At 57.7% G+C, this 23,870-nt stretch carries 24 protein-coding genes; 14 read left to right on the forward strand and 10 right to left on the reverse strand.

Annotated elements, in window-relative coordinates; genetic code table 11:
- The first annotated feature begins 328 nt into the window (after positions 1-328).
- From potF to ACK5JN_RS13330, 11 genes are all read left to right on the forward strand, one after another.
- Entirely contained in the window at positions 329-1,441 is a 1,113-nt protein-coding gene (potF, locus tag ACK5JN_RS13280) for a spermidine/putrescine ABC transporter substrate-binding protein PotF (RefSeq protein WP_416870621.1), read from the forward strand.
- A gap of 123 nt (positions 1,442-1,564) precedes the next feature.
- On the forward strand, positions 1,565-2,698 hold the full coding sequence (gene potG / locus ACK5JN_RS13285; RefSeq protein WP_416870622.1) for a putrescine ABC transporter ATP-binding subunit PotG: 1,134 nt from the start codon (positions 1,565-1,567) through the stop codon (positions 2,696-2,698).
- Positions 2,699-2,707: 9 nt separating this feature from the next.
- Positions 2,708-3,661, forward strand: a complete 954-nt coding sequence (gene potH / locus ACK5JN_RS13290; RefSeq protein WP_416870623.1) for a putrescine ABC transporter permease PotH — start codon at positions 2,708-2,710, stop codon at positions 3,659-3,661.
- The gene (potI, locus tag ACK5JN_RS13295) at positions 3,658-4,503 is read left to right on the forward strand and encodes a putrescine ABC transporter permease PotI (RefSeq protein ID WP_416870624.1); all 846 of its coding nucleotides are present in this window, start codon (positions 3,658-3,660) and stop codon (positions 4,501-4,503) included. The genes potH and potI overlap by 4 nt, the downstream gene beginning before the upstream one ends.
- Positions 4,504-4,563: 60 nt before the next feature.
- Positions 4,564-5,052: a YbjO family protein gene (locus tag ACK5JN_RS13300; protein WP_416870625.1), complete on the forward strand. Its 489-nt coding sequence runs from the start codon at positions 4,564-4,566 to the stop codon at positions 5,050-5,052.
- A gap of 42 nt (positions 5,053-5,094) precedes the next feature.
- A complete protein-coding gene (gene rlmC, locus ACK5JN_RS13305; RefSeq protein ID WP_416870626.1) occupies positions 5,095-6,222 on the forward strand; it encodes a 23S rRNA (uracil(747)-C(5))-methyltransferase RlmC in 1,128 nt (375 codons plus the stop codon).
- A gap of 281 nt (positions 6,223-6,503) precedes the next feature.
- A complete protein-coding gene (locus tag ACK5JN_RS13310; RefSeq protein WP_416870627.1) occupies positions 6,504-7,847 on the forward strand; it encodes a PTS sugar transporter subunit IIC in 1,344 nt (447 codons plus the stop codon).
- A gap of 26 nt (positions 7,848-7,873) precedes the next feature.
- Positions 7,874-8,200: a PTS sugar transporter subunit IIB gene (locus ACK5JN_RS13315; protein WP_416870628.1), complete on the forward strand. Its 327-nt coding sequence runs from the start codon at positions 7,874-7,876 to the stop codon at positions 8,198-8,200.
- Positions 8,201-8,210: 10 nt separating this feature from the next.
- Positions 8,211-9,695 (forward strand): sulfatase, encoded by a 1,485-nt coding sequence (locus ACK5JN_RS13320; RefSeq protein WP_416870629.1) that lies wholly within the window; start codon positions 8,211-8,213, stop codon positions 9,693-9,695.
- Positions 9,696-9,779: 84 nt separating this feature from the next.
- Complete coding sequence (locus ACK5JN_RS13325; RefSeq protein WP_416870630.1) at positions 9,780-10,502, forward strand: response regulator; 723 nt, start codon at positions 9,780-9,782, stop codon at positions 10,500-10,502.
- Entirely contained in the window at positions 10,499-11,971 is a 1,473-nt protein-coding gene (locus tag ACK5JN_RS13330; RefSeq protein WP_416870631.1) for an ATP-binding protein, read from the forward strand. Before ACK5JN_RS13325 ends, ACK5JN_RS13330 begins: the two co-directional genes overlap by 4 nt.
- Before the next feature lie 44 nt (positions 11,972-12,015).
- Here the strand turns inward: ACK5JN_RS13330 and artJ are convergent, their stop codons facing one another.
- The 6 genes from artJ to ACK5JN_RS13360 all read right to left on the reverse strand — a co-directional run bounded on the left by artJ (position 12,016) and on the right by ACK5JN_RS13360 (position 16,617).
- Positions 12,016-12,747 (reverse strand): arginine ABC transporter substrate-binding protein ArtJ, encoded by a 732-nt coding sequence (gene artJ / locus ACK5JN_RS13335; protein WP_416870632.1) that lies wholly within the window; start codon positions 12,745-12,747, stop codon positions 12,016-12,018.
- Positions 12,748-12,921: 174 nt separating this feature from the next.
- Positions 12,922-13,590: an arginine ABC transporter permease ArtM gene (gene artM / locus ACK5JN_RS13340; protein WP_416870633.1), complete on the reverse strand. Its 669-nt coding sequence runs from the start codon at positions 13,588-13,590 to the stop codon at positions 12,922-12,924.
- A complete protein-coding gene (artQ, locus tag ACK5JN_RS13345; RefSeq protein ID WP_416870634.1) occupies positions 13,590-14,306 on the reverse strand; it encodes an arginine ABC transporter permease ArtQ in 717 nt (238 codons plus the stop codon). The genes artM and artQ overlap by 1 nt, the downstream gene beginning before the upstream one ends.
- Positions 14,307-14,312: 6 nt before the next feature.
- The gene (artI, locus tag ACK5JN_RS13350; RefSeq protein WP_416870635.1) at positions 14,313-15,044 is read right to left on the reverse strand and encodes an arginine ABC transporter substrate-binding protein ArtI; all 732 of its coding nucleotides are present in this window, start codon (positions 15,042-15,044) and stop codon (positions 14,313-14,315) included.
- Between the two features lie 17 nt (positions 15,045-15,061).
- On the reverse strand, positions 15,062-15,790 hold the full coding sequence (artP, locus tag ACK5JN_RS13355; RefSeq protein WP_416870636.1) for an arginine ABC transporter ATP-binding protein ArtP: 729 nt from the start codon (positions 15,788-15,790) through the stop codon (positions 15,062-15,064).
- A 311-nt stretch (positions 15,791-16,101) separates the two neighbouring features.
- Positions 16,102-16,617 (reverse strand): lipoprotein, encoded by a 516-nt coding sequence (locus ACK5JN_RS13360; protein WP_416870637.1) that lies wholly within the window; start codon positions 16,615-16,617, stop codon positions 16,102-16,104.
- Between the two features lie 192 nt (positions 16,618-16,809).
- On the opposite strand from ACK5JN_RS13360, the gene ACK5JN_RS13365 reads away from it, so the two are divergent.
- Positions 16,810-17,133: a heavy metal-binding domain-containing protein gene (locus tag ACK5JN_RS13365; RefSeq protein ID WP_065355648.1), complete on the forward strand. Its 324-nt coding sequence runs from the start codon at positions 16,810-16,812 to the stop codon at positions 17,131-17,133.
- Complete coding sequence (locus ACK5JN_RS13370; protein ID WP_416870638.1) at positions 17,130-17,969, forward strand: N-acetylmuramoyl-L-alanine amidase; 840 nt, start codon at positions 17,130-17,132, stop codon at positions 17,967-17,969. The genes ACK5JN_RS13365 and ACK5JN_RS13370 overlap by 4 nt, the downstream gene beginning before the upstream one ends.
- 3 nt (positions 17,970-17,972) lie before the next feature.
- Here ACK5JN_RS13370 and ACK5JN_RS13375 read toward each other — a convergent pair whose 3' ends face one another.
- The 4 genes from ACK5JN_RS13375 to poxB all read right to left on the reverse strand — a co-directional run bounded on the left by ACK5JN_RS13375 (position 17,973) and on the right by poxB (position 23,284).
- Positions 17,973-18,986, reverse strand: a complete 1,014-nt coding sequence (locus ACK5JN_RS13375) for an NAD-dependent epimerase/dehydratase family protein (RefSeq protein WP_416870639.1) — start codon at positions 18,984-18,986, stop codon at positions 17,973-17,975.
- An 87-nt stretch (positions 18,987-19,073) separates the two neighbouring features.
- Positions 19,074-20,516 carry a DUF2867 domain-containing protein gene (locus tag ACK5JN_RS13380; protein ID WP_416870640.1) on the reverse strand — a complete coding sequence of 481 codons (1,443 nt, stop codon included), beginning with the start codon at positions 20,514-20,516 and terminating at the stop codon, positions 19,074-19,076.
- Positions 20,517-20,525: 9 nt separating this feature from the next.
- A complete protein-coding gene (gene ltaE, locus ACK5JN_RS13385) occupies positions 20,526-21,527 on the reverse strand; it encodes a low-specificity L-threonine aldolase (protein ID WP_416870641.1) in 1,002 nt (333 codons plus the stop codon).
- A gap of 38 nt (positions 21,528-21,565) precedes the next feature.
- Positions 21,566-23,284 (reverse strand): ubiquinone-dependent pyruvate dehydrogenase, encoded by a 1,719-nt coding sequence (poxB, locus tag ACK5JN_RS13390; protein WP_416870642.1) that lies wholly within the window; start codon positions 23,282-23,284, stop codon positions 21,566-21,568.
- A gap of 151 nt (positions 23,285-23,435) precedes the next feature.
- Here poxB and ACK5JN_RS13395 point away from each other — a divergent pair, with 151 nt between their 5' ends.
- On the forward strand, positions 23,436-23,870 hold the full coding sequence (locus ACK5JN_RS13395; RefSeq protein ID WP_416870643.1) for a DoxX family protein: 435 nt from the start codon (positions 23,436-23,438) through the stop codon (positions 23,868-23,870).

Below are 23,870 nucleotides of genomic sequence, written 5' to 3' on the forward strand. Positions count from 1 at the left end.
AAAGATTCTTTCACTACCTGATTGGTGCTTTTGGCTTATCAGATAGAGTGATCCTGCATAAAAAATTGATAAAAGGCGTTTTTTACGCTGACCTATAGCCTCCGGCGCGGGCTACAGTTATTCTTGCGACATATCGCTGCACCCCCTAATTATTGCTGGCAATACTCATTGTTGGCGAGAATTTTGCATCGATAGCGCGAGCAATGACTGCAGGGGAGCCCGGTCTCTTCTCTTTCATGCAGTACGAAAAAATATGCATGATTTCTGCATACTCTAAATTGCGTATATTTTGCCCGTTTGTTAACGGGCGACGAGAAGGATAAGAGATATGGTCGCCTTAAATAAAAAATGGTTAACAGGTCTGGTGACGGGTGCGCTGATGGCTGCCTCGGCAAGCGTGCTCGCTGCAGAACAAAAAACGCTGCATGTCTATAACTGGTCCGACTATATCGCGCCGGATACGGTGGCGAATTTTGAGAAAGAGACCGGGATTAAAGTCGTGTACGACGTCTTCGACTCGAACGAAGTGCTGGAAGGCAAGCTGATGGCGGGCAGCACCGGTTTTGACCTGGTGGTGCCGTCGGCAAGCTTCCTGGAACGCCAGCTCACCGCGGGCGTGTTCCAGCCGCTCGACAAGAGCAAGCTGCCGAACTGGAAAAATCTCGACCCGGAAGTGCTGAAGCTGGTGGCGAAGCACGACCCGGACAACAAATATGCCTTCCCGTACCTGTGGGCGACCACCGGGATTGGCTATAACGTCGATAAAGTTAAAGCCGTGCTGGGCAAAGATGCGCCGCTGGATAGCTGGGATCTGGTGATGAAGCCGGAAAACCTGGAGAAGCTGAAAAGCTGTGGCGTTTCCTTCCTCGATGCTCCGGAAGAGGTGTTCGCCACCGTGCTGAACTACCTGGGGAAAGATCCGAACAGCAGCAAGGCTGATGATTACACCGGCCCGGCGACCGATCTGCTGCTGAAGCTGCGCCCGAATATTCGCTACTTCCACTCCTCGCAGTACATTAACGATCTGGCCAACGGCGACATCTGCGTGGCCATCGGCTGGGCGGGCGACGTCTGGCAGGCGGCGAACCGCGCGAAAGAGGCGAAGAACGGCGTGAACGTCTCCTACTTCATTCCGAAAGAGGGGGCGCTGGCATTCTTTGATGTCTTCGCGATGCCAGCCGATGCGAAAAACAAAGACGAAGCCTATCAGTTCCTGAATTACTTGATGCGTCCGGACGTGATTGCGCACATCAGCGACCACGTGTTCTACGCCAACGGTAACAAGGCCTCGACGCCGCTGATCAGCGCCGAGGTGCGCGATAACCCGGCTATCTATCCGCCGGCGGACGTTTTCGCCAAGCTGTTCACGCTGAAAGTCCAGGAACCGAAAATCGACCGCGTCAGAACGCGCGCGTGGACCAAAGTGAAAAGCGGGAAATAAGTAAGTTATGCACCGGGGCAGTGCAGCTGCCCCAATCTGGACACCGGCTGCCCGGCGGGTGTCCAGAGGTTGATATGACAACCGGGTCATATCGATATTCGTTTTTTGCCGGAGAGCACCCGATTGAACGACGCTATTCCCCGCCCACAGGCGAAAACCCGCAAAGCGCTGACCCCGCTGCTGGAAATCCGTAACCTGACCAAATCCTTCGACGGCCAGCACGCCGTGGATGACGTTAACCTCACTATCTATAAAGGCGAAATCTTTGCGCTGCTGGGCGCGTCCGGCTGCGGCAAGTCTACGCTGCTGCGTATGCTGGCGGGCTTTGAGCAGCCCACCGCCGGGCAGATCGTGCTGGATGGCGTGGATTTGGCGCACGTGCCGCCGTATCTGCGCCCGATTAACATGATGTTCCAGTCCTACGCGCTCTTCCCGCACATGACCGTGGAGCAAAACATCGCCTTCGGCCTGAAGCAGGACAAGCTGCCGAAAGCGGAAATCAGCGCCCGCGTCGCCGAAATGCTGGCGCTGGTGCATATGCAGGAGTTTGCGAAGCGTAAGCCGCACCAGCTATCCGGCGGCCAGCGCCAGCGCGTGGCGCTAGCGCGCAGCCTTGCCAAGCGGCCTAAGCTGCTGCTGCTCGATGAACCGATGGGCGCGCTGGATAAAAAGCTGCGTGACCGCATGCAGCTGGAAGTGGTGGATATTCTTGAGCGCGTCGGCGTGACCTGCGTGATGGTGACCCACGACCAGGAAGAGGCGATGACCATGGCTGGCCGTATCGCCATCATGAACCGCGGTAAATTCGTGCAGATTGGCGAACCGGAAGAAATCTACGAACACCCGACCACCCGCTACAGCGCCGAGTTTATCGGCTCGGTCAACGTGTTTGAAGGGCTGCTGAAAGCGCGTGATGAAGACGGGCTGGTGATTGAATCCCCGGGGCTGGTGCACCCGCTGAAGGTGGATGCCGATGCTTCGGTGGTCGACAACGTGCCGGTGTACGTCGCGCTGCGCCCGGAAAAAATCATGCTCTGCGAGGCGCCGCCGGCCGATGGCTACAACTTTGCGGTGGGGGAGGTTGAGCATATCGCTTACCTCGGCGATCTCTCCATTTATCACGTCCGCCTGAAGAGCGGGCAGATGATCAGCGCGCAGCTACAGAACGCGCATCGCTACCAGAAAGGGTTACCGACCTGGGGCGATGAGGTGCGTCTGTGCTGGGAAGCCGACAGCTGCGTGGTGTTGACGGTTTAAGGAGGGGCGATGAGTATCTATGAACCACCGGCCCGCCCGCACAAACCGGGCGGCTTCGCCCTGTGGCTGGCGCGGGTCAATATGAAGCACGGGCGCAAGCTGGTGATTGCGCTGCCGTATGTATGGCTGATCCTGCTGTTTCTGCTGCCGTTCCTGATTGTCTTTAAAATCAGCCTCGCGGAGATGGCGCGCGCCATTCCGCCGTATACCAACTTAATGGAGTGGGCCGACGGTCAGCTGACCGTGGCGCTGAACTTCGGCAATTTCCTGCAATTGACCGACGATCCGCTCTATTTTGAAGCCTATCTCCAGTCTTTACAGGTTGCGGCGATCTCGACGATCTGCTGCCTGCTGCTCGGCTATCCGCTGGCCTGGGCGGTGGCGCACAGCAAGCCCTCGACGCGCAATATTCTGCTGCTGCTGGTGATCCTGCCGTCGTGGACCTCGTTCCTGATCCGCGTGTACGCGTGGATGGGGATCCTGAAAAACAACGGCGTGCTGAATAACTTTCTGATGTGGCTGGGGGTTATCGATCAGCCGCTGACCATTCTGCACACCAATCTGGCGGTCTATATCGGCATTGTTTACGCCTATCTGCCGTTTATGGTGCTGCCGATCTACACCGCGCTGACCCGCATCGACTACTCGCTGGTCGAGGCGTCGCTGGATCTCGGGGCGCGCCCGCTGAAAACCTTCTTCAGCGTGATTGTGCCGCTCACTAAAGGGGGGATTATCGCCGGGTCGATGCTGGTGTTTATCCCGGCGGTAGGGGAGTTTGTGATCCCGGAACTGCTCGGCGGCCCGGACAGCATCATGATTGGCCGCGTGCTGTGGCAGGAGTTCTTCAACAACCGCGACTGGCCGGTGGCGTCGGCGGTGGCGATCGTGATGCTATTGCTGCTGATCGTGCCGATCATGTGGTTCCATAAATATCAGCAAAAACAGATGGGGGATCACGGATGAATAACCTACCGGTCGTCCGCTCGCCGTGGCGAGTCCTGATTCTGGTTATCGGCTTTACCTTCCTGTATGCGCCGATGCTGATGCTGGTGATTTACTCGTTTAACAGCTCGAAGCTGGTCACCGTCTGGGCGGGCTGGTCGACGCGCTGGTACGGCGAGCTGTTCCGCGACGATGCGATGATGAGCGCGGTGGGGCTGAGCCTGACCATCGCCGCGGCGGCCGCCACCATGGCGGCGGTGCTCGGCACCATTGCGGCGATGGTGATGGTGCGCTTTGGCCGCTTCCGGGGCGCCAACGGCTTTGCGTTTATGATCACCGCGCCGCTGGTCATGCCGGACGTCATCACCGGGCTGTCGCTGCTGCTGCTGTTTGTCGCGCTGGCCCACAGTATCGGCTGGCCGGGGGATCGCGGCATGCTCACCATCTGGCTGGCGCACGTTACCTTCTGTACCGCTTATGTCGCGGTGGTGATCTCCTCAAGGCTGCGCGAGCTGGATCGCTCGATTGAAGAGGCGGCGATGGATCTTGGCGCGACGCCGCTGAAGGTGTTTTTCGTGATCACGCTGCCGATGATCATGCCGGCGGTGATTTCCGGCTGGCTGCTGGCCTTCACACTGTCCTTAGATGACCTGGTGATCGCCAGCTTTGTCTCCGGCCCGGGCGCGACCACCTTGCCGATGCTGGTGTTCTCCAGCGTCCGCATGGGGGTGAATCCGGAGATTAACGCCCTGGCGTCGCTGATCCTCGGGGTGGTCGGAATTGTCGGATTTATCGCCTGGTATTTGATGGCGCGCGCGGAAAAACAGCGGGTGCGTGATATCCAACGTGCAAGACGCGGATAATCCACTTAAAATCGATACGGATATGCAGTCGATGCCGCGAATATTCGCGGCATCGTTTTCATGGAAGGCAATACATTGGAACTGTTTACTCGAAGCCGTCGGTCGCATGCTCGCCTGAATGTCCCTGCTTTGGTGCAGGTGGCCGCGCTCGCCATTATTTTAATCCGCTGCCTCGACTTGTTGATGGTGATCAACCTGCTGGGGCTGAATGGGATGGGCGAATTTATTCATCGCAGCGTACAGACCTGGACGCTGACGCTGGTGTTCCTCTCCAGCCTGGTGCTGGTGTTTGTCGAAATCGCCTGCGCATTTTCGCTGATCAAAGGGCGCAACTGGGCGCGCTGGGTCTATCTGCTGACGCAGGTGATTGCCGCCAGCTATCTGTGGGCGGCGTCGCTGGGCTACGGCTACCCGGAGCTGTTCAGCATTGCCGGTGAATCGAAGCGGGAAATCTTCCACTCGCTGGTGATGCAAAAAATGCCGGATTTGCTGGTGCTGTGCCTGCTTTTTGTTCCCGCCTCCTCACGGCGATTTTTCCGCTTACAATAACGGTGATACAATCCACGCCCCCATTTGTCTCAAGGTTTTTCTATGCAGTGCGCACTTTATGATGCCGACCGTTGCCGTTCCTGTCAGTGGATTGAGCGGCCGATCGCCGAACAGCTCGCCGCCAAAATGGCCGATCTCCAGACGCTGCTGGCGGATTTTCCCGTTGCCAAATGGTGCGCACCGGTGGAAGGCCCGGAGCAGGGCTTTCGTAATAAAGCCAAAATGGTGGTTAGCGGCAGCGTAGAGCGCCCGCTGCTCGGCATGCTGCACCGCGACGGCACGCCGGAGGATTTAACCGACTGCCCGCTGTATCCCGCCTCTTTTGCGCCGGTCTTTGCCGCGCTGAAGCCGTTTATCGCCCGCGCCGGGCTGACGCCGTACAACGTGGCGCGCAGGCGCGGTGAGCTGAAGTATCTGCTGCTCACCGAAAGCCAGCTCGACGGCGGTATGATGCTGCGCTTTGTGCTGCGTTCAGATAATAAGCTGCAACAACTCCGCGCCGCGCTGCCGTGGCTTCAGGAACAGCTGCCGCAGCTGAAGGTGATCACCGCCAATATTCAGCCGGTCCATATGGCGATTATGGAAGGCGAGCAGGAAATTTTCTTCACCGAACAGCAGGCGCTGGCGGAGCGTTTTAACGGCGTGCCGCTGTGGATCCGTCCGCAAAGCTTCTTCCAGACCAACCCGACCGTTGCCAGCGCGCTGTACGCCACCGCGCGCGACTGGGTGCGCGCGCTGCCGGTGAACCACATGTGGGATCTGTTCTGCGGCGTCGGCGGTTTTGGCCTGCACTGCGCCACGCCGGAGATGACCCTGACCGGCATTGAGATTGCGCCGGAGGCCATCGCCTGTGCGAAGCAGTCGGCGGCGGAACTGGGGCTGGACAAGCTGCATTTCCAGGCGCTGGACTCCACCCAGTTTGCTACCGCTCAGGCGGACATCCCGCAGCTGGTGCTGGTCAACCCGCCGCGTCGGGGTATTGGTAAAGCGCTGTGCGACTATTTAAGCGAGATGGCGCCGGAGGCGATTATCTACTCCAGCTGCAACGCGCAGACCATGGCGAAAGACTTTATCCACCTGCCGGGATACCGCATCGAAAAAGTACAGCTGTTTGATATGTTCCCGCATACCGCGCATTACGAAGTATTAACGCTGCTGGTGAAACGCTAAATATATTTATTTAATAAATATCACGTCTTAATTAATTCATAATTAATATCTTTAAAATAAATGCGATCAGTTAATTAATTGATTGCATTTATTTTTACGTCTATTTTTGCAAAACAAATCACATATAATCACATTTAATCTTTTAATGACTTAATTTGATTAATAGAGTGCGGCTAAGGACAATTAGCAGAGGCCACGATTATCGAGTAAGTCGAACTCAGAAAGGAAGTCGTCATTAATACCCGCAACGGTCGTATTCCAGACCGTGAATTCATTCGCTTATGGAGGGCGTTCGAACGATGTTTTCCAGGTTTATAGATGTTATTCAGACATTCCTGACCGAACCGGCAATATTAATTGGCCTGCTGGTGGGTGTCGGTTATACGCTTGATAAAAAATCCCCGATCAAAATTATTACCGGCATGGTCAGTGCGATGGTCGGTTTAATGATGGTGCTGTTCGGTGGTTTTCAATTCTCGGCCACCTTTAAACCGGTGGCGGAAGCGGTCAGCAAAGCCTACGGCGTCCATGGCTATTTAATGGATTCCTATGCCATGAAAGCGGCGACGCAGATTGCGCTGGGGGATAATTTTGGCTATGTCGGCTACGTTTTTGTGCTGGCTTTTTTCACCAACCTGATCTTAGTGCTGTTCGGGCGTTTTACCGGCGCGAAGGGGATATTTCTGACCGGTAACACCGGCGTTTCCCATTCCCAGGCGGTACTGTGGCTGATTGTCTTCTGGCTGGGCTTTGGCTGGGCGCAGTCGATTGTGATTGCCGGCGTACTCACCGGGATATTCTGGGCTTTCTCAACCACGTTAATCGTTAAACCGATCGCTAAAATCACCAACAATGCCGGGTTCACCATCGCGCACAACCAAATGATTGGGCTGTGGTTTTTCTCTAAGTTCGCCCATAAATTTGGCGACCCGGAAAAGCACGACGCAGAGAACCTCAAGCTGCCGGGGTGGCTGGCGATTTTTAACCATAACGTTACCTCGATAGCCATTATCATGACCCTGTTCGTCGGCGGTTTTTTACTGGCGACCGGCATTGATAACGTCCAGCTAATGGCCAAAGGTAAACCCTGGTATATTTACATTATCAACCTCGGCCTCCAGTTCTCGATGTATATGGTCATTCTGCTGCAGGGCGTGCGCATGATGGTGGGGGAAATTAACGGCTCCTTTAAAGGCTGGCAGGATCGTTTTATTCCCAACGCCATTCCCGCCGTGGACGTTGCCGCGTTATTACCGTTCTCTCCGAACGCCGCCACCCTCGGTTTTATTTTCTGTACCTTTGGCACCATATTCTCCATGGGCCTGCTGCTGCTGTTTAAAAGCCCGATTATGGTGCTACCCGGCTTTGTTCCGCTCTTTTTCTCCGGCGGCCCGATAGGCGTGCTGGCAAACCGTATGGGCGGCTACCGTTCGGTGATTATCTGCACCTTCCTTCTCGGCATGATTCAAACCTTCGGCACCGTATGGGCGATTCCATTAACCGGGCTGGCGAAAGACGGCGTCGGCTGGACCGGTATTTTTGACTGGGCAACCCTGTGGCCGGCCATTTGTGAAGTACTTAAATTTATTGCATCAACGTTCCATCTAGGCCCATTCGCGGCATAAATAATTAACGTTTAAAGGACTGAAAAATGAACGATAAAATTAATATTCTGTTTGTCTGTGGTTACGGCGTTGGCAGCAGCGTAATGCTGCAAACCGTGGTGCAAAAAGCGTTAGCGAAATATGATTTTGCGTTTGATATGGAGCACACCGCTGCCGGTGAAGTGGGCGGCTTTACCGACTGGGCGCATATCTACGCTATTTCTAAAAAGCTGATTGATGTGGTGAGCCTTGACCCGCGTCACGGGCAATATTTGATTCCTATCGAGAATATTATGGATGGTGAAAAAATAGGTGCCCAGATTTATGAGGTGGTCGAAAAGCATTTCCCGCACCTGTTGAAAAAAGACGCCTGAGGAAACCGTCATGAAGACGATTATTCTGCTGTTCGACAGTCTGAATAAACACTATCTGCCGCCGTATGGCGACCCGATAACCCAGGCGCCTAACTTCCGGCGTCTGGCCGAGCGGGCGGCAACCTTTGATAACAGCTACGTAGGCAGCATGCCCTGCATGCCCGCCCGCCGCGAACTGCACAGCGGGCGCTATAACTTTTTACACCGGGAGTGGGGGCCGCTGGAGCCGTTTGATGACTCAATGCCGGAGCTGCTAAAACAGGCTGGAATTTATACCCACCTGATCAGCGACCACCTGCACTACTGGGAAGACGGCGGCGGTAACTATCACAATCGCTACAGTTCGTGGGAAATTGTGCGCGGCCAGGAGGGAGACCACTGGAAGGGCAGCGTCGCTGAACCGCCCATCCCGCCGGTGCTAAGCGTGCCGCAAAAACAGACCGGCGGCGGGGTCTCCGGGCTATGGCGGCATGATTGGGTGAACCGCCAGTACATCCAGCAGGAGGCCGATTTTCCGCAGACCCAGGTGTTTGACACCGGCTGCGAGTTTATCGCCAATAATCACCAGCAGGATAACTGGCTGTTGCAGGTGGAGACCTTCGATCCGCACGAACCGTTCTATACCACCGAAGAGTACCTGGCGTTATACGACGATGGCTGGGAAGGCCCGCATTACGACTGGCCGCGCGGCAAGGTAGCCGAAAGTGACGAGGCGATCGCCCATATCCGCAGCCGCTATCGCGCGCTGGTCTCGATGTGCGACAGAAACCTGGGCCGTATTCTCGACCTGATGGACGAGCACGATCTGTGGCGTGACACGATGCTGATCGTCGGTACCGATCACGGCTTTCTGCTGGGCGAGCACGGCTACTGGGCGAAAAACCAGATGCCGTACTACAACGAAGTCGCGAATACGCCGCTGTTTATCTGGGATCCGCGCAGCGCCGTGCAGGGCGAGCGGCGCGCCTCGCTGGTACAGATGATTGACTGGGCGCCGACGGTGCTGGATTTCTTTGGCCAGCCCATCCCGCCGGATATGCAGGGCAAAGCGCTGGCGAACACCATCGCCGATGACACCCCGGTACGCGATGCCGCGCTGTTTGGCGTCTTCAGCGGCCATGTGAATGTCACCGACGGGCGCTATGTCTATATGCGCGCGGCGCTGCCGGGCAATGAAGCGCTGCTGGCCAACTACACCCTGATGCCGATCAAAATGAACTGCCGCTTCACGCCGGATGAGCTACGGGATATTGCGCTGGCACCGCCGTTTCGGTTTAGCAAAGGGTTACAGACGCTGCGTATCCCGGCGCGGGAGAAATACCGCGGGCTGAGCCAGTTTGGCCACCTGCTGTTTGACCTCAAGCGCGATCCGCAGCAGCTTGATCCCATACAGGATGAGGCGCTTGAGCAACATATGCTGGCCGTACTCTCGCGGCTGATGGCGGAAAACGATGCGCCGGAGGAGCAGTTTACGCGCCTGGGTATCTGTCGCTGAATGACTGAGCGAAGTTTAAATAAAATGTGATAACTCGCGACGCTCGCCTGAGTTAAGCTTGAAAAAAAGCGTAGGTGGAGCGTCATGAATAGCGCAAAGAAAATTTTACTGGTGGAAGACGACCAGGACATCGCAACCCTGCTGCGCCTGAATCTTCAGGACGAGGGCTATCAGATTGTGCATGAGGCCGACGGCGCACGCGCGCTGCTTCAGCTTGAGCAGAACGTGTGGGATGCGGTGATTCTGGACCTGATGCTGCCCGGCGTCGACGGGCTGGAGATCTGCCGCCGCATCCGGCAAATGACCCGCTACCTGCCGGTGATTATCATTAGCGCCCGCACCAGCGAAACGCAGCGGGTGGTGGGGCTGGAGATGGGGGCTGACGACTATCTGCCGAAGCCGTTTTCCGTGCTTGAACTGATTGCCAGGGTGAAGGCGCTGTTTCGCCGCCAGGAGGCGATGGGGCAGAGCATTCGCCTGGAGAGCGGCACGATTGCCTGCCATGGCCTGACGATTGACCCACTCTCCCGCCAGGTACAGCTGCGCGGCGAGGCGGTGGAGCTGACGCCGCGCGAATTCGACCTGCTGTACTGGTTTGCCCGCCATCCCGGCGAGGTGTTCTCGCGCCTGTCGCTGCTGGAAAACGTCTGGGGCTATCAGCATGAAGGGTATGAACACACCGTCAATACTCACATCAACCGTTTGCGGGTCAAAATTGAGCGCGACCCCGCCGAGCCGGAAATTATTCTCACCGTGTGGGGCAAAGGCTATAAGTTCGCCACCGACAAACGGGGGCCGACGTTATGAACCGGCGGCTCAGCCTCAGCCAGCGCCTGACGCTGGTGTTCACCGCCATCCTGCTGCTGTGCGCGATTGCCACCTGTAGCGTGCAGCTCTATAACAGCAACCAGTACGGCAACGCGATGGTCCAGCGGCTCTCCGCCGGGCTGGCCCAGCAGATCGTCAACCGCGAGCCGCTGCTGGAAACGCATGGTGAAGTGAACCGCCAGACGCTGAAAATGCTGTTTGACCGGCTGATGACCTTCAACCCCAGCGTTGAACTCTATCTTCTGTCGCCCGAAGGCACGATTATTGCCGACGCCGCGCCGCCCGGACACATCAAGCGCCAGCAACTGGACATTGAACCGGTAAAAGCCTTTCTCAGCGACGCCTCCTGGCCGGTGTACGGCGACGATCCGCGCGATCTGACTAAACGTAAGGCGTTCAGCGCCGCGCCGGTGATGCTGAACGGCAATCTGCACGGCTATCTTTATATCGTTCTCGAAGGGGAAACGTTCAACGCGCTGGCGGAGAGCGCCTGGCAGAAAACGCTGTGGAGCACCGTTGTCTGGTCGCTGCTGCTGGTGACGCTGTTTGGCCTGCTGGCAGGGGGGATGGTCTGGTACTGGGTCACCCGCCCGGTGCGCCAGCTCACCGCCGACGTTGAGTGGCTGGACCAGGACAGCATCAGCGCCATCCGCCAGCTGGCGCAGCAGCCGCTGGAGAGCGCTACCTCGAACGAGGTGGCGATACTGCGCAATACCTTTATCGAACTGGCGCGGAAAATTGCCGGCCAGTGGGATCAGCTTTCGGACAGCGATCGCCAGCGCCGGGAGTTTATCGCCAATATCTCCCACGACCTGCGTACGCCGCTGACCTCGCTGTTGGGTTATCTGGAGACGCTGTCGCTGAAGGCCGATACCTTGACGCCGGAGGATAACCGCCAGTATCTGGCGATTGCCCTGCGCCAGGGTCACAAGGTGCGCCATCTGTCGCAGCAGCTGTTTGAGCTGGCGAAGCTGGAGCACGGTGGGATTAAGCCGCAGCGGGAACCGTTTGCCATCGGCGAGCTGCTGCAGGACGTGGCGCAAAAGTTCGATCTGGCGATTGAAACGCGTCGCCTGACGCTGAAGGTGGATATTCCGCGGTCACTACCGTTACTGAACGCTGATGTTTCCATGATGGAGCGGGTGGTCACTAACCTGCTCGATAACGCGGTGCGCCATACGCCGCCGGGCGGTACGGTGATGCTGCGGGTGTGGCAGGAAAATGAACGGTTGCAGGTGGAGGTTGCCGATAGTGGGCCGGGCGTGGAGGATGCGCTGCGTGAACAGCTGTTCCTGCGGCCTTCCGCGTTAAGTCCACAGAGCGCGCGGGAAAATCGCGGCGGGCTGGGGCTGCTGATCGTGCGCAGAATGCTGGAGCTGCACGGCGGCAGTATTCGTCTGGTTGATGCGGCGGCGGGGGCGTGTTTTCGCTTTTTCGTACCGTTGTAAAGCAATAAACCCGGTAAGCAGGGCGCTTACCGGGAAGTGACGTCTTACTCAGCAAACCACTTATCGTTGATTTTCTGGTAGGTGCCGTCGGCTTTAATCGCTTTCAGCGCGCCGTTCAGTTTCTCCAGCAGCGCTTTGTTATCCGGGCGTACCGCGATGCCGAGGCCAATGCCGAAGTACTGCGGGTCGGTCACTTTCTCAGTGGCTGCGCCCAGCTGCGGGTTGGTTTTCAGCCATTCGTTAACCACCGCGGTGTCGCCAAATACGCCGTCGATACGGCCATTTTTCAGGTCGATAATCGCGTTCTGGTAGCTGTCATAGGCCACGGTTTTTACTTCCGGGTGCTTATCCATCAGGTATTTCTGGTGGGTGGTGCCGTTTTCCATCCCGATACGTTTGCCTTTCAGGTCGTCAAAGCTTTTGAACTCGCCTTTTTTGGCAATCACCAGCGCCGAGTTGGCGTAGTAGGCGTCGGTAAACGCCACCTGCTTGCTGCGCTCCGGCGTGATATCCATACCGGAAATCACCGCGTCATATTTCTTGAACTTGAGCGCCGGAATCAGGCTGTCGAACGCATGGTTGGTGAAGGTACATTCGGCCTGCATCTGCTTGCACAGCGCGTTAGCCAGATCGATGTCGAAGCCGACAATCTGGTTGCTGGCATCCATGGATTCAAATGGCGGGTACGTTGCGGAAACGCCGAAGCTGATCTTTTCTGCGGCCTGAGCGCCGACGGCAACGGTGGCCAGTAAGGCGGCCAGTACTAATTTTTTCATGGATGAGCTCCTGTCTGTCTCGCTTATGGGGTGCTGCCCTGCGTGTGGCATGAATCTACAATGCCATTAAGTGAATTTGTATGCAATATATTTGAGTAATTATTTTTTATTGATGTGAAAAAAACGGATAAGCCAGCGACTTATCCGTTTTGTGTTTTGGTGATTATGCAAAAATCAGTTGCGGCGTTCGAAGGCCAGCGCTTTACGCTCAATCAGGCGCATCAGCAGCGTCAGCAGGCCGTTGACGACGAGGTAAACCAGCCCGGCGGCACCAAACACCATCACGTCGTAGGTACGGCCGTACAGCAGCTGCCCGTGGCCCATTACTTCCATCAGCGTAATGGTGTAGGCCAGAGAGGTACTCTTGAACACCAGCACCACTTCGTTAGAGTAGGAGGAGAGCGCGCGCTTAAACGCGTACGGCAGCAGGATCGCCAGCGTATCTTTCTTACTCATCCCCAGCGCGTTACACGACTGCCACTGGCCTTCCGGAATGGCGCGAATAGCGCCGAAGAACAGCTGCGTGGTGTAGGCGGCGCTGTTCAGCGATAGGGCAATCAGCGCGCACAGCCACGGCTCGGAGAGCAGATGCCACAGCATCGGGTAGTTCTGCAGCGTCGGGAACTGGCCTGGGCCGTAGTAAATCAGGAAGATCTGCACCAGCAGCGGCGTGCCGGTAAACAGCGTAATATAACCGCGCACCAGCCACACCAGCACCGGCGTCTTTAACGTCAGGATGATGGTGAAAATCAGCGCCAGCACCAGCGCCACCACGATGGAGGCGACGGTCAGCGTCAGGCTGGTGTGCAGCCCTTTCATCAGTTCCGGTAAATACTCGAGCATCAGCCTGGTCTCCGTTCGAAGCGAGTGGTACGCAGGTCAATGCGTTTGAGGATGTACTGGCTGAGCAGGGTAATCACCAGATAAATGGCCGCCGCCACGATGTACCAGGTAAACGGCTCCTGGGTACGGGTGGCGATGCTTTTAGTTTGCAGCATCAGATCGTTCACGCTTATCAGCGACACCAGCGCGGTATCTTTCAGCAGCACCAGCCACTGGTTGCCCAGCCCCGGCAGCGCGTGACGCCACATCTGCGGCATCACCAGGCGGAAGAAGATCGCGCTTTTCGACAGCCCCAGCGCCTGGCCGGACTCCCACTGGCCGACCGGCACCGCTTTCAGCGCGCCGCGCAGGGTTTGCGAGGCGTAGGCGGCGTACAGCAGGGAGAGGGCAATCACGCCGCACAGGAACGGGCTGACGTCGAAGTTTTCGATCTGCATCTGCACCGGAATCTGCACGAAACCGAGGTTGATGTTAAAGCCGTCGGACAGCGTCAGCAGCAGCTGCGATGAGCCAAAGTAGATAAACAGCACCACCAGGATTTCTGGCAGGCCGCGCAGCACCGTGACCAGCGCGGAGCCAATCCAGGCGATAGGGCGCCATTTCACCGACTCCCACACCGCGAAAAACATCGCCAGCGCAAGGCCGATAATCAGCGCACAAACCGCAAGGCCGACGGTCATGCCGGCGGCGCTTGCTAAAGGAAACATTTCGTTCATCAAGTCTTACTTCTGGAACCATTTAGCGTAGATGGTTTCGTAAGTGCCATCTTTCTTCACTTTTTCCAGCGCAGCGTTGAATTTCTGCTGCAGCTCGGTGTTGCCCTGACGTACGGCAATGCCCAGCCCGGTGCCGAAGTAGCCTTTATCGGTCACTTTGTCGCCCACGGCGGCCAGCTTGTCGTTGGCCTTCAGCCATTCGGTGACCACGGCGGTGTCGCCGAAGACGGCGTCAATACGGCCGTTTTGCAGATCCAGCTTCGCGTTCTGGTAGCTGTCGTACGGCACGGTGGTGATTTCCGGATGTTTATCCATGATGAATTTCTGGTGCGTGGTGCCGTTCTGCACGCCGACTTTTTTGCCTTTCAGCTGGTCGATGCCGGTGAACTTATCCTTCACGCCGACAAACAGCGCGGAGTTGTCGTAGTACGGGGTGGTGAACAGCACCTGCTTTTCACGCTCCGGAGTGATATCCATACCGGCCATCACCGCGTCGACGCGGCGGAACTTCAGGCTTGGAATCAGGCTATCAAAAGACTGGTTGCTGAAGGTACAGGTGGCGTCGATCTCTTTACACAGCGCGTTGGCCAGATCCACGTCGAAGCCGACGATCTGGTTGTTGGCGTCCATGGACTCAAACGGAGGGTAGGAAGCTTCGGTAGCAAAACGGATAGTCTGAGCAGCACCTGCGGAGAGGCTGACGCTAGCAAGCAGCGCGGCAATCAGTACTTTTTTCATCGTCATTGTCCTGAATCTCAGTGAGAAAGATAACTTCTAAATGCATCGGTCTGTGGGCTGTTAAAGCAGCTTGCATCGCCTTGTTCGACGATATAACCGTTTTCCATGTACACCACGCGGCTGGCCGTTTTACGCGCCACTTCCACTTCGTGGGTGACGATCACCTGGGTAATGTTGGTTTCCGCCAGTTCATGAATGATGCTGACGATCTGGGCGGTAATTTCCGGGTCGAGGGCCGCGGTCGGTTCGTCAAACAGCAGTACCTGCGGTTCCATCATCAGCGCGCGGGCGATCGCCACACGCTGCTGCTGGCCGCCGGAAAGGTGCAGGGGATAGCGGTCGCTGAACGGCTTGAGGCGTAAACGCTCGAGTAGTTTTTCGGCGCGGGCCATCGCACTTTCTTTGCTTAAGCCCAGCACGCGGCACGGCGCTTCAATCAGGTTCTGTACCACCGTCAGGTGAGGCCACAGGTTGTACTGCTGGAAGACCATACCCACGTTTTGACGCAGTTCGCGAATCGCTTTATCTGACGGGGTTTTGGCAAAATCGAAATGGTTACCCGCAATCGCCAGGGTACCGGACTTCGGCATCTCCAGCAGATTCAGCACGCGCAGCAGTGAGCTTTTGCCCGCGCCGCTAGGGCCAAGCAGTACCAGCGTTTCGCCCTCCGGGCACTGCAGCGTGATGTCGAACAGCGCCTGATGTGCGCCATAAAAGCAGTTAATGCCGTCTAATTTAATGCTCATTGATACCCGTCACGAAAGAGTTGTCCTCGCCCTGGAAATGCCAGGTGCTTACTCTGCTGCCGCTCTTACATTTCCCCGCTGAAGGTATCAGCCGTAGAGGAATTATCAGCAATTGAGGCCGCAAATAGTACCTTTGACAGAATAGTTATGCAATATTTGTGCGTTAAAACTTAAATATAAACCAACTTTTGTTTTAAAGTTAGCACAAAATAACGGTCGGGGTGGGCGCGGGGTATAAATGTCGGCATTCCTGGGGGAATGCCAGACATTTTGCCGGGATAAATGATTTAGCAGGATTTGTTTACACTTTATTAACGTTTTTCGAGAGATTGACGCAACGTACCCGCTGGCGCGTGGCTGTTGTTGCCAAGATAGCGCACGTCGTCCACCGCCCAGCACTGGCCTTCGCGGATCATCAGCACTTCATCTTTCCAGCTCTGGGTCCCCTGTTTTACATCGACGCGCAGCGGAATGTTGCGGGCATCGGTATTCGGGATAGTCGAAGCGCTAGCCACGCTTGCCGAATCAGGTGCCGTGGCGCTGCTGGAGAACAGCCCCGACTGCATCAGCGAACGCTTGCTGGCATCCTGACTGCTCTCGTTCAGCAGTTTGGCGAGGCCGTCGCTGAGGTAAGGGCGCAGGGCGGTGATATCGCTAGTCCGGTGCTGGATCTGGTCGTCGTAAAATTTTTGTGCCACGGTATCCGGGCCGCCTTCAACGCACTGCCCGACGCGCGTGCCGGTATCTTTGTAGGCGGGTGTTACGGTGGTGCAGGCGCTCAGCAATAGCGCAGCGGGAAGAATAAGTGCAAGGTTGGTGTAACGCATAGTGATTCCTTGTTAGCAGTCTCAACATTAGTCGCTTCTACGCCGTCGACGGGCGTAGCAACCGCCGCCATGCAGCGGGCGCGATTTACGTATACGATAATGAAGTAATCCCTTTTCAAGCATAGCGTATCGGTCCGATAATGCGTTTAGCGCTGAGAGCTAAGGCATTGAACGTTAACGAAGGAGCTGTCCATGCAATTTTCAACCACCCCCACTCTTGAAGGCCAACCGATTGTCGAATACTGCGGCGTGGTGACCGGGGAAGCGATTTTAGGCGCCAATATTTTTCGTGATTTCTTCGCCGGCATCCGCGACATCGTCGGCGGCCGCTCGGGGGCGTATGAGAAAGAGCTGCGCAAAGCGCGCGAAATCGCCTTTAAAGAGCTCGGCGAGCAGGCCGCGGCGCTGGGCGCCGATGCGGTTGTCGGCATCGATATAGATTATGAAACTGTAGGTAAAGACAGCAGTATGTTGATGGTGAGCGTCAGCGGTACGGCGGTCAAAACGCGCAGATGAAACGTTTTTTGACGATCGCCATGCTGGCGGTGTTACTGGCGGGATGCGCCAGTAACGATGAGAAAAAGGCGGTTATTGAGAAGCCGGATTATGTGCTCGATACCAGCCGTTCGGCCCCGGCGGCGTATCCGCGTATTAAAATGCTGGTGATCCACTACACGGCGGATGATTTTGACGTCTCGCTCACCGCGCTGACGGGTAAGGATGTCAGCGTGCATTATCTGATTCCCGCCGTGCCGCCGCTGGTACGCGGCAAGCCGCGCATCTGGCAGCTGGTGCCGGAGTCCGAGCTGGCGTGGCACGCGGGGCCGAGTTTCTGGCGCGGGGCAACCCGCATCAACGATACCTCTATCGGTATCGAGCTGGAAAACCGCGGCTGGCAGAAGTCGGAGGGGACGAAGTTCTTCACGCCGTTTGAACCGGCGCAAATCCAGGCGCTGGTGCCGCTGGTGAAGGACATCATCAAACGCTACAACATCGAACCGCAAAACGTGGTCGGGCATTCCGATATTGCGCCGCAGCGTAAGGACGATCCCGGCCCGTTATTCCCGTGGCAGTCGCTGGCGGAGCAGGGTATCGGCGCGTGGCCGGATGCCAGCCGCGTGGCCTTCTATCTGAACGGCCGCTCGCCGAATGCGCCGATAGCCTCGTATACCCTGCTGGATTTGCTGGCGCGCTATGGCTATGACGTCAAACCGAATATGACCCAGCTCCAGAAGATGCGGGTGATTGCCGCCTTCCAGATGCACTTCCGCCCGACGCGCTATGACGGCGTAGCGGATATGGAAAGTCTGGCGATTGCCGAAGCGCTGCTGGAGAAATATGGCCAGGGCTAAGCCCTAGCGGTGCAGCTTGCCGTGATCCTCAAGCCAGGCGGCGGTGCGCACGATGCCGTCGTCTAACGAGACAATCGGTTCATAGCCCAGCTCTTCGCGCGCGCGGCTGATGTCGAGCGTAAAGTCGAAGTTCAGCTTAGACACGCCGTAGTGGGTCAGCGACGGTTCTTTGGCTTTCTTATCGCCAAAGCGCTCCATGCTGCGGGCAATCATATCCAGCATCGGATAAGGCACTGAACGAATTCGGCAAGCAATGTCCAGCTCGTCGATTAGCCGCTCAACGATGCTGCGCAGCGTGCGTGGTTCACCGTTGGTGATGTTGTAGGCGCGGCCAGAAGGCAAATCGCCACAGCGCGGCTGGCTGGCGAGCCACATGGCGTGGGCGGCGTTTTCGTAGTAGGTCATGTCAACCATCGCGTGGCCGCCGCGCGGCAGCAGCACGCTACCGTAGTGGTGCATCATCTGCGCCAGACGCGGGATAAACACCTTATCATGCGGGCCAAAGACGCTTTGCGGACGCAGAATGGTAAAGCGCGTATTGGGGTTGGCCTGCGCCAGCAGCTGAATCACCTCTTCGCCAGCGGCTTTGCTGCGGGCGAATTCGTTAGCGAAACGGTGCGGACGAAAATCTTCTTTGATATCCCGGTGGTGGTGATAGTCAAAGTAGAGCGACGGTGAAGAGATATGGATAAAGTTACGCACGCCCCAGGCTACGGCCCATTCCCCGAGGCGACGCGTCGCGCGAACGTTCGCCAGGTCGAAGGCGGCCTGTGTGCCCCACGGCGACGTGAAGCTTGAACAGTGCCAAAGGGTGTCAACGCCGGCCAGCATCACCTTAGCCTGAGAGGAGACCAGTTCGGTCAGGTCAGCATGGACGAACTCCGCGCCCATTTTCTCCAGCAGTTTGCCCATCGCTTCATTGCGACCGCTCGCTCTGACGCTAATGCCCTTACGGCACAGATATTCAACGGCATTTCTGCCTAATCCGCTCGTGGCGCCGGTAACCAGTACCTTCATAATCATCCACAGTGTAAAAAAAGAGTTTCGTGCGCATTCTTCCGTTTATTTCACTCGTATGCAATGGGAAACTAAAACGAAAAAGGGTTATTGCGCACTTTTTCCTGTGACTTCTTCTGCCAGGCGGGCAATACGCCGCGCCATGCCGCGGAAGATGAACAGATGTGCTGGAATCATCAACAGCCAGTAGATTAATCCTGGCATACCGTGCGGATGCCACCAGGCGCGGACGTCAAGTTCACGATGGCTGCCTTTATCCACCAGCGTAAAGCACAGTCGACCGAGGCCGGGGGCCTTCATGCCAAACAGCAGCGCGAGCGATTTTTCCGGCTCGACGATAATCACTTTCCAGCTATCGACGGTATCGCCCACCTGCAGCAGCGCCTGCTCCGGGCGGCCCTTCGCCAGCCGATGCCCCACCAGCAGGTCCATCGCCGCGCGGGTTTTCCACAGAATATTGCCGAAGAAATAGCCCTCTTTGCCGCCCAGCTGGTTGACCACCTGCCACAGCGCCGGCAGGCTGGCCTGAGTGCTGACGGTGCAGCCCGCCTGTTTAGCGAAGAAACCATACTCCGGCCGCCAGCGGGCGAAAGCCTGGGCGTCGTAGCCCCAGTCGCTGGAGTTGGCCAGCTTTTTCTCCTCCTCCAGCGTACGGCGTACCGCTTCATCGAAGGGGATCAGCGTTTGCGGGATCAGCGCGCGCAGTGAGCGATCGTCCGCCAGCAGATCGTGCTTCAGGCCCTGGATCAGCGCCTTGGCGATGGTCGGCGGTACCGAGGTGATCACGTTCAGGAACCATACCGAGATCCAGCTGGTGGGAAAGGGGATCGGGATCAGCGGGCGGTGGCGGCCGCTGACCGCCATAAAATGTTCGAACTGTTGCTGGTAGGTCAGTTCTTCCGGCCCGGCGGCTTCAAACACGCGGTGCTCAGAGGCCGGGTGGTTGAGCAGCTCGACCAGATAGACCAGCAGATTCTCCAGCGCAATCGGCGTGGTGCGAGAACGTACCCAGCGCGGCGGCGTGAGCACCGGCAGGTTGTAGACCATGTCGCGCATCACCTCGAAGGCCGCCGACCCGGCGCCGACGATGATCCCGGCGCGCAGTTCGCTGACCGGCACGCCCGCATCGCGCAGGATATCGGCGGTGAGCTGACGGGCGCGCAGGTGCGGCGACTGCTGGTGCTCCGGCGCTTGCAGCGAGCTGAGAAAGATCAGCTGCTTAACCGGAGTCGCGCGCAGCGCGTCGCGCACGTTCTCCGCCACCCGGCGCTCGTGCTGGATAAAATCTTTGCTCTCACCCATCCCGTGGACCAGATAGTAGACGGTCTCCACGCCGTCCAACAGTCGGGCGAGATCGCCGTCTTTTTCCAGGTCGACGGAATGGCAGGTCACGCCGGGAAGCTGGAGCTTTTGCAGCCGTTCAACGCGACGTGCCACCGCCCGCACGGTATGGCCGCGCTGGCTTAATGCCGACACCAGATGCTGGCCAATATAGCCGCTGGCGCCAAAGACCAGAATTGACTGTGACACGTCGTCTCCTTAACGCGCTAAAAAGGCTTTCCAGTGGGCTACCACGTCTGCCAGCTGCTGGCGGTTAACGTCAAGATGCGTGACCAGGCGGACGATGGGGGAGGCGTTCATCAGCACGCCGCGCGCCTGCATAAACTCGCCCAGCGCGGCGGCGTTTTCTTCGCCCACGCGCACGAACAGCATATTGGTGTCGTGACGCATCACGTCAGCGCCAATCTCGCGCAGCTCGGCCGCAAGCCAGGCGGCGTTGTCGTGATCGTCCTGGAGCCGTGCGACGTTGTGTTGCAGCGCATACAGCCCCGCCGCCGCCAGAATACCGGCCTGGCGCATGCCGCCGCCGGTCATCTTCCGCCAGCGGTTGGCGCGCTTAATGTAGTCATGATTGCCGACCAGCAGCGAGCCGACCGGCGTGCCCAGCCCTTTCGACAGGCAGATGGTGAACGAGTCGCAGTATTGGGCAATATCTTTTAGCTCGCAGCCGTAGCTGACCAGCGCGTTGAAGATGCGCGCGCCGTCGACGTGCAGCGCCAGCCCGCGCTCGCGGGTGAAGTCCCATGCCGCTTTCAGATATTCACGCGGCAGGACCTTCCCATTGTGGGTATTTTCAATGCTCAGCAGCCTGGTGCGCGCGAAGTGGATATCATCGGCTTTAATTTTCGCCGCGACTTTATCCAGCGGCAGCGTGCCGTCGGACGCCGCGTCGATCGGCTGCGGCTGAATGCTGCCCAGCACCGCCGCGCCGCCCGCTTCATACAGATAGTTATGCGCGCCCTGGCCGACGATGTACTCTTCGCCGCGTTCGCAGTGGCTGAGCAGCGCCACCAGGTTGGCCTGGGTGCCGGTGGGCAGGAACAGCGCCGCCTCTTTACCCGCCAGCTCGGCGGCGTACTGCTGTAGGGCATTAACGGTTGGATCGTCGCCATAGACGTCATCGCCGACCGGCGCGGCCATCATCGTTTCGAGCATGGCGCGCGTCGGGCGGGTTACGGTATCACTGCGGAGGTCAATCACGGCATTTCCTTTTTAAATGCAGAAGAATGCCTCCATTTTTACCTGAGCCAGTTGGTTTTCGCCAGTTCGATCACTTCATCGCCGCGCCCGCTGATGATGGCGCGCAGCATATACAGGCTGAAACCTTTGGCCTGCTCCAGTTTGACCTGCGGCGGAATGGCCAGCTCCTCTTTGGCGACGACCACATCAACCAGCACCGGGCCATCGATGCTGAAGGCGCGCTGTAAAGCCTCGTCAACGTCGGCGGCTTTCTCGACGCGAATGCCGGTGATACCGCAGGCTTCGGCAATACGTGCGAAGTTGGTGTCGTGCAGCTCGGTGCCGTCGGTCAGATAACCCCCGGCCTTCATCTCCATCGCCACGAAGCCCAGCACGCTGTTGTTAAAGACCACGATTTTGATCGGCAGCTTCATCTGCACCACCGACAGGAAATCGCCCATCAGCATGCTAAAGCCGCCGTCGCCGCACATTGCCACCACCTGACGACCCGGCTCGGTCGACTGTGCGCCAAGCGCCTGCGGCATGGCGTTGGCCATTGAACCGTGGTTGAAGGAGCCGAGCAGGCGGCGCTTGCCGTTCATCTGCAAATAGCGGGCGGCCCATACCGTCGGCGTGCCAACGTCGCAGGTGAAAATGGCGTCTTCGGCGGCAAAATGGCTAATCTGCTGCGCCAGATACTGCGGGTGAATCACTTTGTCGCTGGGCTTCGCCAGATCGTCGAGACCCTTGCGCGCGCTGCGATAGTGCTCCAGCGCTTTGTCGAGGAAGCTGCGGTCGGTCTTCTCGTCCAGCAGCGGTAAGAGCGCCCCCAGCGTGGTTTTCACGTCGCCGACCAGCGCCATATCCACCTTGCTGTGCGCACCGATGCTGGCAGGGTTGATATCTATCTGAATGATGGTGCTTTCGGTGGGGTAGAACGGGCGGTACGGGAACTGTGTGCCGAGCAGAATCAGCGTATCGGCATTCATCATGGCGTGGAAGCCGGAGGAGAAGCCGATTAGCCCGGTCATGCCCACGTCGTAAGGGTTATCGTACTCGACGTGCTCTTTACCGCGCAGCGCGTGAACGATCGGTGATTTCAGTTTTTCAGCAAACGCCGTGAGCTCGTCGTGCGCCCCGGCGCAGCCGCTGCCGCACAGTAGCGTAATATTGCGCGATGATTTCAGCTGCTCGGCCAGTTTTTCCAGCTCGCTTTGCGGTGGCGTAACGATAGGATGCGGAGCCGGATACCAGTGGCTGCTGGCGCTTTCCGGCGCGGCCTTCAGCGCCACGTCGCCCGGCAGGACAACAACCGACACGCCACGGTTCAGCACCGCTTTTCGCATCGCGATCGCCAGCACCTGGGGGATCTGTTCGGGGGTGGAGACCAGCTCACAGTAGTGGCTGCATTCACGGAACAGCTCCTGAGGATGCGTCTCCTGAAAATAGCCGCTGCCGATTTCGCTCGACGGAATATGCGCCGCGATAGCCAGCACCGGCACGTGATTACGGTGGCAGTCAAACAGGCCGTTGATTAAGTGCAGGTTTCCCGGCCCGCATGACCCGGCGCACACCGCCAGCTCGCCCGTCAGCTGGGCCTCTGCGCCAGCGGCGAAAGCGGCAACCTCTTCATGCCGCGTCGGCATCCACGCAATGGTGCCCATGCGGTTGAGGCTATCGCTCAGGCCGTTGAGCGAATCGCCCGTCACGCCCCAGATACGTTTCACGCCGGCCTGTTCGAGCGTTTTGGCAATGTAGTTAGCCACGGTTTGTTTCATGGTTTTCCATCTCCTGAATTGTGATACCGGTTACAAGTTTAGATGAATCCTGTCGTTTCGCTGGGAAAATACCCCTATTTTCAGCAGGTATAATTTGCAAATGAGAAGCAGTAACGTGATGTTCAACAGGGATAAAACAGGGAAAATGAAAATGATGACAACATTCTTAAATGCGCTAAACCGTACGCTGTCGTGCGACGATTTTGGCAAGCTGTTGCTGCGTCTGGCGGTGGGAGGGCTGATGCTGTTCCACGGGCTGCACAAGCTTTTCGACGGCGTCGACGGGATTAGCGCCATGCTGGTGGCCAAAGGGCTGCCGGGCTTTATCGCCTACGGCGTGCTGGTGGGCGAAGTGGTGGCCCCGATCCTGCTGATCCTTGGCGTGCTAACGCGCCCGGCGGCGCTGGTGCTGGCGTTTACCATGGTGGTGGCCTGGCTGATGGTCGGCCTCGATAAAACCGCGGCGCTGGATAAAACCGGCGCCTGGGCAATTGAGAGCCTGGTCTATTTCTTTGTTGCCGCGCTGGCGATTGCCTTCCTGGGCGCGGGCCGCTTTGCGCTGGCTGGCCGCTCGGCCTGGCGTTAG

The organism is Kluyvera sp. (genome assembly GCF_047971185.1).
Taxonomy (GTDB): Bacteria; Pseudomonadota; Gammaproteobacteria; order Enterobacterales; family Enterobacteriaceae; genus Kluyvera.